Origin of the sequence: Cellulomonas cellasea (genome assembly GCF_030372105.1) — a bacterium.
GTDB lineage: Bacteria > Actinomycetota > Actinomycetes > Actinomycetales > Cellulomonadaceae > Cellulomonas_A > Cellulomonas_A cellasea_A.
This window is the reverse complement of the sequence record NZ_JAUDBQ010000002.1, coordinates 134,370-147,436: the sequence shown is the minus strand read 5'-3', so window position 1 is coordinate 147,436 and position 13,067 is coordinate 134,370. Positions and strand designations below refer to the sequence as shown.

12 protein-coding genes and 1 tRNA gene are annotated in these 13,067 nt (G+C 74.2%); 7 read left to right on the top strand and 6 right to left on the bottom strand.

Features of this window, described 5'->3' with window-relative positions; translation table 11 throughout:
* Positions 1 to 161: 161 nt before the first annotated feature.
* On the top strand, positions 162 to 923 hold the full coding sequence (locus QUV83_RS02600) for a phosphatase PAP2 family protein (RefSeq protein WP_289562365.1): 762 nt from the start codon (positions 162 to 164) through the stop codon (positions 921 to 923).
* A 13-nt stretch (positions 924 to 936) separates the two neighbouring features.
* Here QUV83_RS02600 and QUV83_RS02595 read toward each other — a convergent pair whose 3' ends face one another.
* Positions 937 to 1,365 carry a methyltransferase domain-containing protein gene (locus QUV83_RS02595; protein ID WP_289562363.1) on the bottom strand — a complete coding sequence of 143 codons (429 nt, stop codon included), beginning with the start codon at positions 1,363 to 1,365 and terminating at the stop codon, positions 937 to 939.
* 47 nt (positions 1,366 to 1,412) lie between these two features.
* A tRNA-Arg gene (locus QUV83_RS02590) sits at positions 1,413 to 1,485 on the bottom strand.
* A 114-nt stretch (positions 1,486 to 1,599) separates the two neighbouring features.
* On the opposite strand from QUV83_RS02590, the gene QUV83_RS02585 reads away from it, so the two are divergent.
* The 5 genes from QUV83_RS02585 (at position 1,600) to QUV83_RS02565 (ending at position 7,820) form a co-directional block, all read left to right on the top strand.
* Complete coding sequence (locus QUV83_RS02585) at positions 1,600 to 3,288, top strand: GTPase (protein ID WP_289562362.1); 1,689 nt, start codon at positions 1,600 to 1,602, stop codon at positions 3,286 to 3,288.
* Complete coding sequence (locus tag QUV83_RS02580) at positions 3,285 to 4,817, top strand: GTPase (RefSeq protein ID WP_289562360.1); 1,533 nt, start codon at positions 3,285 to 3,287, stop codon at positions 4,815 to 4,817. The genes QUV83_RS02585 and QUV83_RS02580 overlap by 4 nt, the downstream gene beginning before the upstream one ends.
* Before the next feature lie 133 nt (positions 4,818 to 4,950).
* A complete protein-coding gene (locus tag QUV83_RS02575; protein WP_289562357.1) occupies positions 4,951 to 5,529 on the top strand; it encodes a single-stranded DNA-binding protein in 579 nt (192 codons plus the stop codon).
* A 112-nt stretch (positions 5,530 to 5,641) separates the two neighbouring features.
* The gene (gene ettA / locus QUV83_RS02570; RefSeq protein WP_289562355.1) at positions 5,642 to 7,324 is read left to right on the top strand and encodes an energy-dependent translational throttle protein EttA; all 1,683 of its coding nucleotides are present in this window, start codon (positions 5,642 to 5,644) and stop codon (positions 7,322 to 7,324) included.
* 7 nt (positions 7,325 to 7,331) lie between these two features.
* Entirely contained in the window at positions 7,332 to 7,820 is a 489-nt protein-coding gene (locus tag QUV83_RS02565; protein WP_289562354.1) for an acyl-CoA thioesterase, read from the top strand.
* 22 nt (positions 7,821 to 7,842) lie between these two features.
* On the opposite strand, the gene QUV83_RS02560 is transcribed toward QUV83_RS02565, so the two are convergent.
* The 4 genes from QUV83_RS02560 to ptsP form a co-directional block, all read right to left on the bottom strand.
* Complete coding sequence (locus tag QUV83_RS02560; RefSeq protein WP_289562352.1) at positions 7,843 to 9,459, bottom strand: SDR family oxidoreductase; 1,617 nt, start codon at positions 9,457 to 9,459, stop codon at positions 7,843 to 7,845.
* A 58-nt stretch (positions 9,460 to 9,517) separates the two neighbouring features.
* Complete coding sequence (locus tag QUV83_RS02555) at positions 9,518 to 10,417, bottom strand: acyl-CoA thioesterase (RefSeq protein ID WP_289562350.1); 900 nt, start codon at positions 10,415 to 10,417, stop codon at positions 9,518 to 9,520.
* Positions 10,418 to 10,481: 64 nt separating this feature from the next.
* Positions 10,482 to 10,895, bottom strand: coding sequence for a globin (locus tag QUV83_RS02550; protein WP_289562348.1), 414 nt, complete (start codon positions 10,893 to 10,895; stop codon positions 10,482 to 10,484).
* Between the two features lie 74 nt (positions 10,896 to 10,969).
* Positions 10,970 to 12,661: a phosphoenolpyruvate--protein phosphotransferase gene (gene ptsP, locus QUV83_RS02545; RefSeq protein ID WP_289562346.1), complete on the bottom strand. Its 1,692-nt coding sequence runs from the start codon at positions 12,659 to 12,661 to the stop codon at positions 10,970 to 10,972.
* A gap of 125 nt (positions 12,662 to 12,786) precedes the next feature.
* Here ptsP and QUV83_RS02540 point away from each other — a divergent pair, with 125 nt between their 5' ends.
* A complete protein-coding gene (locus QUV83_RS02540) occupies positions 12,787 to 13,017 on the top strand; it encodes a glucose PTS transporter subunit EIIB (protein ID WP_066581794.1) in 231 nt (76 codons plus the stop codon).
* Positions 13,018 to 13,067: the final 50 nt, after the last annotated feature.

The window sequence follows — 13,067 nt, the reverse complement described above, 5'->3', positions numbered from 1 at the left end:
TGGCCGGGCCCGTGGAGGTCACCGCGGTGAGTCGAGCCAACCATCCGGCCTCACCCGGGTCACCTTCTTTTTCCGGCATCCGGGACACGGCCCGTGCCGCCGACCCGCACGGCGCACGCCTGCGCAGGCCAGGGCGGCGGCTCGCCGGTAGCGTCGGCGCAATGTCGTCCGGCTCCGCACTCCCAGACCGGGTGAGCGCATGGCTGCGCGCCCACCCCGTGGCGCGTGTGGCAGGCCCCGGCCTCGTCCTGATCGGTTTCGGGCTCGCTGTCTTCTTCGGCCTGCTGGACGCGGTCCGAGAACGCGACGACCTGTCAGCCGCCGACCTGCCCGTCCTCGAGTGGCTCGTCGAGCGGCGCGGCCCGGTGGCCACCCGGGTGCTGGAGACGATCACGTTCATCTCCGGGCCGATCGTGCTGCCGATCCTCGTGGCCGTCGCCTGCGGAGCCTGGGCGATCATCCGGCGCGAGTGGTGGCGTCCACTGCTGCTGGTCGGCGCGATGATCGGCTCGACGCTGATCTCCCTCGCGGTCAAGGGCCTCGTGAACCGGCCCCGCCCGCCCGAGGAGACGATGCACATCCCCGGATCCGAGTCGACGGCATCGTTCCCATCGGGCCACACCATCGGCGCCGCGACACTGCTCCTCGTCGCCGCCTACCTCACGACGAGCCGGCGCCACAGCAAGGGCAGGGTGGTCGGCTGGGCGGTGGGGACCTTCGTCGGCGTCGTCCTGGTGGCCCTCAGCCGCCTGTACCTCGGGTACCACTTCCTCACCGACGTGCTGGCGGCGATGGCGCTCGCGGTGGCGATCCTCGGCGCCGTGACGATCGTGGACCGCACGCACCTGTGGCGTCACCCGGAGTCCGGCGCGCCACCGGGTCAGCCCGCCACCTCAGAGCGGGGCGTGCCGGGGCCGGGGTGACGTGTGGGGCGGCTCAGCGGGGCAGCTCGAGCTCCTGCAGCGGGTCGCCGCCGTCGATGAGGAGCCGCCCGGCAGGCGTGAGCGCGGCGGCGATGCGTCGTCGTGCGGCGATGCCCGCCTCGGGATGCCGACCGTCGAGCGCCCCGACCCGGACCGCGAACGCCAGGTCGAACGGCTCCTCCGACGGCAGCAGCTCGAAGTCCTCCGCGGCGACGTGCCGCACGCTCAGCCGGCCGGTGGCGATGTCCTCGGCGGCGTTGCGCTCGATCTGCGCGACGCCCTTCGCGGACCGGTCGATGACGAGGATGTGCCCGCCTTCGATGCGTGCCGCGACAGCGGCTGCGGCGGCTCCTGGAGCCCCGCCGATCTCCAGCACCCGCATCCCCGGGCGCAGCGGCAGGGCGTCGACGATCGCGGCCAGCCGCGGGGACAGCGCGCTCATGTGAGCCTCCTCGCACCGCGGGGGTCGCCGAGACGGCGAACGCCGGGCGCCCCCAGCAGGACTCGAACCTGCAACCTACGGATTAGAAGGCCGTTGCTCTATCCATTGAGCTATGGGGGCAGGCCCACCAGCCTAGTGGGGCGCTGGCGGGACCTGTCGGGTGTGAGCCATCCGGCCACGCGCGGGCGGCGCGTGCGTTTGGACTGCACAGGTCCGCGGGTGAGGATATGGCCTGTGACAGCACCAGCGGGAACTGAGATCGCCGAGGCGGTGCTGCCTCGTCCACTCGCTGCGCCGTCGCTGCTGGACGCTGTCCGAGACTTGCGCCGGGATGTCGAGCGCACGGGCTTCCCGTTGGAGATCCCCGGCGTCGACGCCGCGCGGGCCTCGCGCCGGCGGCTCGTGGACCAGCTCGGCGAGCACCTGGTGCCCCGCCTGGAGGAGCTGTCCGCCCCCGCGATCGTGGTGGTGGCCGGCTCGACCGGCGCCGGCAAGTCGACGCTGGTGAACTCGCTGCTCGGCGACGAGGTGACTGCCGCGGGGGTGCTGCGTCCCACGACGCGTCGCCCGGTGCTGGCCCATCACCCCGCCGACGCCGACCTGCTCTCGCGCCACCCGGTGCTCGACACGGTGGAGGTCGTCCCCAACGAGCAGGTGCCGCGCGGCATCGCCTTGCTCGACGCTCCGGACCTGGACTCGGTGCTGGAGTCCAACCGCGACTCCGCGCACCAGCTCCTCGAGGCCGCCGACCTGTGGCTGTTCGTCACGACTGCGGCCCGGTACGGCGACGCCCTGCCGTGGCAGGTGCTCGAGGGCGCCGTCAACCGCGGGGCCTCGATCGCGATGGTGCTCAACCGGGTGTCCCCGGCGTCGTTGCCCACGGTGCGCGGCGACCTGCTGGACCGGTTGCGCCGTCATGGCCTGGAGGGCGCCCCGTTGTTCGTGGTGCCGGACGTGGGACCGCATGAGGGGCCGCTGGCGGCTCCCGTCGTCGCCCCGATCATGCGGTGGCTGACGATGCTCGCCGGGCCGGACCGCGCGCGCACGGTGATCGCCCGGACGCTGCGCGGCTCGCTGACGGCGTTGCGCCCGTGGGTCGACGAGCTGGCGGACGCGGTGCAGGCGCAGGCCGACGCCGCGGCTGCCCTGGCGGCGGAGCTGGACTTGGCGGTGCGGGCGCCTGAGCAGCAGGCGCGCGCGGCGGTGCACGGCGGCGCGGTGGCGGACGGCGCGGCGCGGGCGCGGTGGACCGAGGTCACCGTGGCCGGGGCCCCGCTCGAGAAGCTGGTGCGGCCCTCGGGCCGGGTCAGCGGCTCGCGGCGCACTGGCCGGGCGCGCAGCGAGGCGCTGGTCCCGTTGACCCGTGACGTGACGCGCTCGGCGGCGGCGAACCTCGCCGCCGCGGGAGCGCAGGCCGAGCGGATCCTCCGCACCCACCTCACACATGCCGGCGCGCCTGCGGGCGGCCCCACGATCGAGGCGGCCTGGCCAGCGGAGGGGCGCGTCGAAGCGCGCGCGGCCTCCGCCGAGTTGTCGGCGGCGCAGTGGGCGGCAGGCAGCGCCGACGTTATCCGCGTGGCGCTCGCCGAGGCGGTCACGCCCGCCAGCGCGGCCCGTGCCGACGCCCGCGCCGCACGCCGCGCCCAGCGGGCAGCCCGTGCGCTCGGGGAGGACGGCCTGGCCGCTGTCGCCCTCGCGGGGGCGGCGGGCGTCGAGGCGGCGCGCGCGCTGCTGATCGACCTGCTGGGCGAGCCTGGGTCGCGGGCCTGCGACGCGCTGCGTGACGACCTCGCCGATCGCGCGGCAGCGCAGGTGGAGCAGGAGGGCTGGTCCGCCGCGCAAGGGCTGGCCGACCCCGACTTGGCCGCCGACGCGTCGTCGTTGCTGCGGCTGCGGCTCGCCGTGCTCAAGGGCCTGACATGAGCGGGACGGAGGCGGAGATGGGCTCGATGCCGTCGCACAGCGACATGCGCGACGACCTGCACGGGGAGCAGACCCGCGCGCTGACCCACCGCGTCACCAGCCTTGACGAGGCCCGGGAGATCGGTGGCGACCGGCTGGACCCGGCGGTGGCCGAACGTGTCGAGCTCGTGGTCGACCGGGTGCGCGAGCGGCTCGCGCTGGGTGTCGACCACACGATTGTCGCGCTGCTCGGCGGCACGGGATCGGGCAAGTCGTCGCTGTTCAACGCCGTGTGCGGGCTCGACTTCGCGGATGTGGGCGTCAAGCGGCCCACCACGTCGAAGGTCACCGCCTGCGTGTGGGGCTCGGGCGGCGAGGGGCTGCTCGACTGGCTCGGCGTGGCCTCCGACCGCCGGATCGAGCGGGAGAGCCTGCTCGATGGGGACACCGAGGCGCCCTTGCGCGGCCTGGTGCTGCTGGACCTGCCCGACCATGACTCCATCGAGCCCGCGCACCGCGAGGTGGTGGACCGCCTGCTCCCGATGGCGGACCTCTTGGTGTGGGTGGTCGACCCGCAGAAGTACGCCGACGACGCGCTGCACTCCGGCTACCTGCGCCACCTCGTGGGCCATGAGGGAGCGATGGCCGTGGTGCTCAACCAGATCGACACAGTTCCCGAGGAGATGCGCGACGAGCTCCTCGCCGACGTCTCCCGTCTGCTCGTCGAGGACGGGCTGCAGGGCGTCCCGGTGCGCGCGGCGTCGGCCCGCACCGGTGAGGGTGTGCCGGAGGTGCGCGACCGGCTGGCCGCTGTGGTGAGCCGCAGGAGCGTGGCCGCCGAGCGCGCCGGCGCCGAGGTCAGCGATGCCGCGACGCTCCTCGCCGGCCAGGTCGCCGAGCGGGAGCCCGGCGCCGAGCAGCTCGACGTCTCGGGTGTGGTGGACGTCCTCGCGGAGGCCGCGGGGCTGCCAGCGATCGCCGACGCCGTGGGCGCGGTGGTCCGTGGCGGCGCGGCGCAGGTCCCGACCTTCGGCGCGGTGCAGGCCGACACTGTCGAGCTCGCGCGCTCGGCCTGGTGGGCGCAGGTCGCCCGCGCGGTGCCGGGCCGCTGGCAGGTCGCCCTCCGGGATGCTGTGGCCTCGACCGAGGAGTTGCGGGAGGACGCCGACGACGCGCTGGCCTCGGTGACGGTTGTCGCGCGCCGGTCGCGCCTGGCCTCGTGGGCGCTGGTGGCCTCCGTGGTGCTCGGTGTCGCGGCTGTGCTTGCGGGGTCGATCGCGGCGGGCGTGAACCTGGTCGGCTTGGGCGGGGACGCGAACGGCTGGGCGCTGCCCACCGCTGTCGTGACGGGCGTGCTCGCCGTGTTGCTCGCGGTCGGGACGGTGACGACCCGGCGAGTGCTGGCGACCCGCCGTTCCGAGCGGGTGCTGCAGGACGGCAGGGCCGCGTTGGAGCGGGTCGCGTCGGCGGGGCTGGCCGAGCCGGCCGCCGTGGTGCTCGCCGAGCATCGTCGAGTCCGCGAACTGGTCCGCGAGGCGGCCGGCGCCTGACGTCGGCCCACCCCCAAGCCCGCGCGGGGGAGCCCCGTCCCCGGCGCGGGCCGGTGCACGGGCTCTGCTAGCGACGCCTTGGCGACGCTCTCCTCACGCGCCGGCCTCCTGCCGGCCACGACGAGGAGGACCCATGAGCACCAACGAGCTCACCCTGACGCTGGTCGGCTGGCTGGGCGCCGAGCCCAAGCACTACCCCGGAGTCGGCGGCGCCACCCCGTTCACGTCGTTCCGGATGGCCAGCACCCGACGCGTCTTCGACCGCGAGCGGGGAGTGTGGACCGACGGGCGCACCGAGTGGTTCACCGTCAAGTGCTGGCGCGCCGCCGCCCGCAACGTCGCGGAGTCCCTGCGCAAGGGCGACCCGGTGGTGGTGCACGGGCGCCTCTCCACTGACGAGTGGGTCGCGCCCGAGGGCACCCGCACCACGCTCGTGCTGGACGCGATCGCCATCGGGCCCGATCTCTCCTACGGCACCGCGCGCTTCGCCCGCACCGTGCACCCGGACGGCGCCGCAGGCGTCGAGCCGGGGGAGGGAGCTGACGGCGAGCCGGGCGACGGTGGGCTCGGGTCCGACGTGCCCGGCTCCGATGTGCTGGGCGACGATCTGCTCGGTGAGGTGGACGAGCGGGGCAGCCGGGCGGCGCTGGCGCTGCTCGCCGAGCCAGATCCGCGGAGCGCGGACGCTGGGGCGCTCGCGTCCGTCGGGTGATCGCCTAGGCTGGGGCGCGGACATCACCGGCCTGGTCCGCCGCCGATCCGCGGAGCACGCGGCCCGGCGGGCCAGGCGCACACCCCCGAGCACCGAGGCGGACGAAGAGCCAGTGGCTGAGTTCATCTACTCCATGTACAAGGCGCGCAAGGCGCATGGTGACAAGGTCATCCTCGACGACGTCACCCTGAACTTCCTGCCGGGCGCGAAGATCGGCGTCGTCGGCCCGAACGGCGCGGGCAAGTCGACGATCCTCAAGATCATGGCGGGGCTCGAGCAGCCGTCGAACGGCGAGGCGCGGCTGAGCCCGGGGTACACCGTCGGGATCCTCATGCAGGAGCCGTCGCTCAACGAGGAGAAGACGGTCCTCGGCAACGTCGAGGAGGGCGTCGCCGAGATCAAGGGCAAGCTCGACCGCTTCAACGAGATCTCCGCGCTGATGGCCGAGCCCGACGCGGACTTCGACAAGCTGCTCGCCGAGATGGGCCAGCTCCAGGAGGAGATCGACGCGGCCGACGCGTGGGACCTCGACGCCCAGCTCGAGCAGGCCATGGACGCGCTGCGTTGCCCGCCGGCCGACGCCGACGTGTCGGTGCTCTCCGGCGGCGAGCGCCGCCGCGTGGCGCTGTGCAAGCTGCTCCTGGAGAAGCCCGACCTGCTGCTGCTCGACGAGCCCACCAACCACCTCGACGCTGAGAGCGTGGTCTGGCTCGAGCAGCACCTGTCGCAGTACCCCGGCGCCATCCTCGCCGTCACCCACGACCGGTACTTCCTCGACCACGTCGCCGAGTGGATCTGCGAGGTCGACCGCGGCCGCCTGTACCCCTACGAGGGCAACTACTCGACGTACCTCGAGAAGAAGCAGGCGCGCCTGGAGATCCAGGGCAAGAAGGACCAGAAGCTCGCGAAGCGCCTGCAGGAAGAGCTCGCGTGGGTGCGCTCGAACGCCAAGGGCCGCCAGACCAAGTCCAAGTCGCGCCTCGCGCGCTACGAGGAGATGGCTGCTGAGGCGGACCGCACCCGCAAGCTCGACTTCGAGGAGATCCAGATTCCGCCGGGCCCGCGCCTGGGGAACATCGTCCTCGAGGCCAAGGACCTCAACAAGGGCTTCGACGGCCGCACGCTCATCGACGGGCTCAGTTTCTCGCTGCCGCGCAACGGCATCGTGGGCGTCATCGGCCCGAACGGCGTCGGCAAGACGACCCTGTTCAAGACGATCGTCGGGCTGGAGCCGCTCGACGGCGGCGAGCTGAAGATCGGCGAGACGGTCAAGGTCTCCTACGTGGACCAGTCCCGCGGGGGCATCGACCCCAAGAAGACGCTTTTCGAGGTCGTCTCCGGCGGGCTGGACTACATCAAGGTCGGCAACGTGGAGATGCCGTCGCGGGCCTACGTCGCGGCGTTCGGGTTCAAGGGCCCGGACCAGCAGAAGCCCGCTGGCGTGCTCTCGGGCGGTGAGCGCAACCGCCTGAACCTGGCGCTCACGCTCAAGGAGGGCGGCAACCTGCTGCTCCTCGACGAGCCAACCAACGACCTCGACGTGGAGACCCTCGGCTCGCTCGAGAACGCCCTGCTCGAGTTCCCCGGCTGCGCCGTCGTGGTCTCCCACGACCGGTGGTTCCTCGACCGAGTGGTCACGCACATCCTGGCCTACGAGGGCACCGAGGAGAACCCGGCGAACTGGTACTGGTTCGAGGGGAACTTCGCCTCCTATGAGGAGAACAAGGTCGAGCGCCTGGGCGCCGACGCGGCGCGCCCGCACCGCGTCACGTACCGCAAGCTCACGCGCGACTGACCCGTCGATGACCCGCCTCGACGTCCCGGTCTCGCTGCGCTGGTCGGATCTGGACGCGTACGGGCATGTGAACAACGTCGCGATGCTGACCCTCCTCGAGGAGGCGCGCATCGAGGTGTTCTGGCGGCACCCCGCCACAGCCGACGACTCGGCTGTGGCGGGGTGGCCGACAGCAGTGATCGACGCGGGCCCCGGCGCGCAGACGTCCACGCTCGTCGCCGGCCAGCAGGTCGAGTATCTGCGGCCGTTGGCCTACCGGCGGCACCCGGTGGCCGTCGTCATGTGGATCGGGCACCTGGGCGGCGCGAGCCTGGACATCTGCTACGAGGTGCGCGACGCGCCGGCGGGCGTCGAGGGGGAGACGTACGCGCGGGCGATCACCACGCTCGTGCTCGTCGACTCCGCCACGGGGGCGCCGCGGCGGATCGGCCAGGCCGAGCGCGCCGCGTGGGAGCCCTACGTCGAGGCGCCGCTGGAGTTGCGCCGCCGGCGCTGACCCCAGGAGCCCGCCGATGGCCTCAGGCGCCCGCCGCGGGCCGAGGGCGGTCTGTGCGGGCGCGCTCGGCTGTCTCGGCGGCGCGGGCGATGTTGTGCTGCATCCCCCCGAAGACGATGCCGTGGAACGGGTACACCGCCCACCAGTAGACCTGCCCTGCGAGGCCGTGCGGGTGGAACAGCGCCCGCTGGGCGAACACCGTCGGCGGCTCGTCGGGGCCAGCGCCCGCAGGCTCCACCCGCAGCTCGAGCCAGGCCAGGCCGGGCAGCCGCATCTCGGCGCGCAGCCGCAGCAGCTCGCCCGGGACCACCTCCTCCACCCGCCAGAAGTCGACGGCGTCGTCGACTCGCAGGCGGCGCGGGTCCCGTCGGCCGCGGCGCAGCCCTGGCCCGCCGATCAGGCGGTCGGCGAGCCCCCGCACACGCCAGGCCAGCGGCCACGAGTACCAGCCGCGCTCACCGCCCACCGCCTCGATGACGCGCCACAGCGCCGCGGGGGAGGCGTCCACCTCGACCCGGCGCTCGTCCACGTACAGGGAGCCGCCCGCCCAGTCTGGGTCGCTGGGCAGCGGGTCGCTCGGCGCCCCCGGAACGGAGGCTGAGGTCCACCGGGTGACGACGTCGGCCGCCTGGACGCGTTGCAGGGCCAGGCGCACGGCCCGGTCGAAGCCGATCAGCCCACCCGGCGGGTCGGGGACCCAGCGGGCGATGTCGTGCTCGTCGCAGACCACCTCGTGCACCAGCGACTCGACGAGCGGGCGGGCCAGCCCGCTTGGCACTGGGGTGACGAGGGAGACCCAGAGGCTGGAGAGCCGGGGGGTGAGCACCCCGACGCCCACGATCACCCGGCGCGGCAGCCCGGCGACGGCGGCGTAACGCTGCATCATCTCGCGGTACGTCAGCACGTCGGGGCCGCCGATGTCGAAGCCGCGGCTCACCTCGGGCGGCATGGCCGCGGATCCCACCAGGTAGCGCAGCACGTCCCGGATGGCGATGGGCTGGATGCGGTTGTCGACCCAGCGCGGCACGGTCATGGCCGGCAGCCGCTCGGTGAGGTAGCGCATCATCTCGAAGGACGCCGAGCCGGACCCGAGGATCACGGCCGCGCGCAGCACAGTGGTGGGGACTCCCGAGGCGAGCAGGATCTCCCCGACCTCGGTGCGGGAGGCCAGGTGCGGCGACAGCTCCTGGCCCTCCGGGTAGAGGCCGCCCAGGTAGACGATGCGCCGCACGGCGGCCTCGCGGGCGGACTGCGCGAACACGAGCGCGGTGTGCCGGTCCCGCTGCTCGAACCTGCGGCCTGTGCCGAGCGAGTGGATCAGGTAGTAGGCGACGTCCACGCCCCGCAGCGCCACGCGGAGCTGGTCCGGGTCAGAGGCGTCGGCGGTGACGACCTCCACGTCGTCGAACCAGGGGCGCCCGCGCAGCCGCTCGGGGTGTCTGGCCACGGCCCGCACCCGGTACCCGGCCGCCAGCAACTCGGGCACGAGCCGGCCGCCCACGTACCCGGTGACGCCGGTGACGGCGGCCAGCGGGGCGTCCGGCCGCGGGCGCCCGTCGGGGCCGACACCCGGGACCAGGCCGGGCAGCGTGTCCGCGACTGGGGTCGGCGGGCGGTCAGCGGGCGCGGTCTCGGGCATACGGCAGTCTCAGCCGCCCGAGCCGGCAGCGCACCTCGGCCATGCGGTCAGCGGCGGCTCAGTGGTCGCCGGGGACGCGCACCATGCCCTCCTGGGCGATCGACGCGACGAGCGTGCCGTCCTGGGCGTAGATCCGGGCCGCGCCCAGCCCTCGGCCGCCCTGGCCGCTCGGGCTCGACTGGGCGTAGAGCAGCCACTCGTCGACGTGGACATCGCGGTGCCACCACATGGCGTGGTCCAGGCTCGCGATGGACAGGCCGCGCGACGCCCAGCTCTCGCCGGCGCGGCGCAGCACGGGCTCGAGCATCACCTGGTCGCAGCCGTAGGCGAGCAGGGCCCGGTGCAGGAGCTGGTCGTCGGGCACGGGCCCCCGGGCGCGCATCCACACGAGCTGGTCGCCGCGGCCGGACTGGTCGGGGCGCAGGTAGATGGACTGCTCGACGTGCCGCACGTCGAACGGCGTCTCGCTGGCCCAGAACTCGGCGAGCGGGTGGTTGACCTCGCGGAGAGCCTCGCCCGCGGAGGCGAGGCTCTCCGGGTCGGGCGCGTCGGGCATCGGGTCGGCGTAGGAGAAGCCCGGCTGGGACTCCTGGAAGGAGGCGATCATCGACAGGATGGGCGCCCCGCCCTGCAGCGCGTGGGTGCGCCGGGCCGTGAAGGACCGGCCGTCGCGCAGCCGCTCGACGGTGAAGTCGATGTCCTGGTCCACGGCGCCGGCGCGCAGGAAGTACCCGTGCATCGAGTGCGGGAGCCGGCCGTCGGGCACGGTGCGGCCCGCCGCGAGGAGCGACTGCGCGAGGACCTGCCCACCGAAGACGCGCCCGTTGGGGTGCGGCACGCTCTGGCCGTGGAAGAGGTCCTGGTCGTCGGCGGAGGCCGTGACGTCGAGGATCTCCAGGACGTGGCGGACGGCGTCCTGGCCGTTGGCGCCGTCGGCGTGGGCGGTGGGGGAGGTCATCGGTGGCGCACCTGCTGGGGTCTCGGGGGTGGGTGTGGGGGCGGCGTCGCCGCGGCCGTGCGGCTCAGTCATCGAACGTGTTCAGCATGGAGTGCGCCGCCCGCTCGAGGTAGTCCCAGAGCTGGGCGTGGTGCAGCGGAGCCAGGCCGAGGGAGTCGACGGCGACGCGCATGTGCCGCAGCCACCGGTCCCGTGCGTCGGGGTTCACCTTGTACGGGGCGTGCCGCATGCGCAGGCGGGGATGGCCGCGAGTCTCGGAGTACGTCGTGGGGCCGCCCCAGTACTGCTCGAGGAAGAGCCGGAGCCGATCGGCGGCCGGGCCCAGGTCCTCCTCCGGGTACATCTCCGTCAGGACGGGGTCCTGCGCGACACCGCGGTAGAACTCCCGGACGAGCCGTTCGAAGGTGTCGTGGCCACCGATGACGTCGTAGAACGAGTCGGCGCGGTGGGCAGCGGAGTCGGGCACGCTGGAGGTCACCCGCACAGTCTCGCACCGCCCCGCGCCAGGAGTCCCAGCGCGGGTGGTGGTGTGGGCCACAGCGGCCCGCGTCGTCAGAGCGCCAGCTCCTCGAGCACCGGCAGCTCGGCGCGCACCCGCTCGCGGGCCGCCGCCGCCGTCGGCGCGCTGAGGGCGAGCTGGGCGAGCCGCCGGCACTCGTCGTGCGTCACCGTCGCCAGCACCGCCGCCACGTCGGCGATCGCGCGAGGCGTCATCGACAGCGAGCTCACGCCCAGCCCGACGAGCACCACGGCCAGGGCGGGCGACGCGGCGGCCTCCCCGCAGACGCCCACGGGCCGATCCTGCTGGGCGCCGCCCGCGCAGGTCGAGGCCACGAGCTGCAGCACGGCGGGCTGCCAGGGGTCGGAGAGCTCGGCGACCGCCCCGAGCAGCCGGTCGGCGGCCATCGTGTACTGGGTGAGGTCGTTGGTGCCGATGCTGGCGAACTTCGCGCTGGCGAGGATCGGCCCGGAGAGCAGCGCCGCGGACGGCACCTCGACCATGACCCCGGCGACGTCGAGGCCGTGGCGCTGGCAGCGCGCCACGAACGACTCGGCCTCGTCGACGGTCGCCACCATGGGCGCCATCACCCACACGCGCGCCGACTCCGCGGCGGCGGCCTCGGCGATGGCCGTGAGCTGGTCCTCGAGCACCTCGGGGTGCTCCTGGGCGGTGCGCAGGCCGCGGACGCCGAGCGCCGGGTTGGCCTCGGCGTCGCTCGTCAGGAAGGGCATGGGCTTGTCGGCCCCGGCGTCGAGGGTGCGGATGACGACCTTGCGGCCGGGGAACGCGGCCAGCACCTGGCGGTAGGCGGCGACCTGCTCGGCCACCGAGGGCGCCTCGGCGCGGTCGAGGAAGCCGAACTCGGTGCGCAGCAGCCCGACGCCCTCGGCTCCGGCCTCTGCGGCCGCGGCGGCGTCGCGGGGGTCGCCCACATTGGCGAGCAGCTCGACGCGGCGCCCGTCGGCGGTGCGCCCCTCGCCGTCGAACGCGCGGGTCTGCGCGGCGGCGGCGAGCGCGGCGGCGACCTGCGCCTCGTCGGGGTGGACGGTGGCCGTGCCGTGGCCCCCGTCGACCAGCACGAGATCGCCGTCGGCCACGTGGTCGGTGATGCCGCGGGCGGCCACGACGGCGGGAATGCCGAGGGCCCGGGCGAGGATCGCGGTGTGCGACGTGGGGCCGCCCGCTCCGGTGACGATGCCGACGACCCGGGTGGGGTCGAGCGTGGCGGTCAGGGCCGGCGCGAGGTCGGAGGCCACGAGCACGAACGGCGCGTCATGCTCGGGGACCCCTGGGGCGGGGCGCCCGGTGAGCTCGGCGACGAGCCGGTCGCGCACGTCCGCGATGTCGCGGGTGCGCTCGGCGAAGTAGCCGCCCAGCTCCTCGAACTGCGCGGACACGGCGCCGGCCGCCTCCCACACGGCGCGCTCGGGCACCAGGTGGTCGCTGAGCACCCGGTGCTCGGCGTCGGCCACGAGCGTGGGGTCGGCGGCGATCGTGGCGGTGGCGCGCAGCACCTCCTGGCTCTCGCCCTGCGCGCGGTCGGCGGCGGCCTCGAGTGCGGCCTGCACCTGCCGCGCCGCCACGGAGATCCGGGCCGCGGCGGCCGCGGGGTCCTCGCCCGGCGCGAGGCGGCGCCCCGAGGGGGGCTCGCCCACCGGCTCGGGGAGCAGGACGCACGGCCCCACCGTGCGCCCGGGGCTCACTGCGATGCCGTGCACCACGACGGGACTGGCTGTGCTCACTGCGACTACCTCCTCGTTCACTGCCGAGTTTTCACCTGGAGAGAGCGTCTGCGCCACTCGGCGCCACTCGGTCTACCCTGGTCGATGGTGCGCCTGCGCCCTCGCGGCGACCGAGAAGGAGTTCGATGAGCAAGGCAGAGCAGATCCTCGCGGCCCTCGGCGGCGGGGCCAATGTGGTGGACCTTGAGCCCTGCATCACGCGGCTGCGTGTCGAGGTGACCGACCCGCAGCACGTGGACGAGGCGGCGCTCAAGGCGTCCGGCGCGTTCGGCGTGGTCCGATCGGGCCGCGTCATCCAGGTGATCGTCGGCCCCGAGGCCGACAACCTCGCCGCGGAGCTCGACGGCCTGCGCTAGGGCCGCCGGAGCCCCATGGCCCCAGCCAGTCCGCATCGGGCGGCGGATCA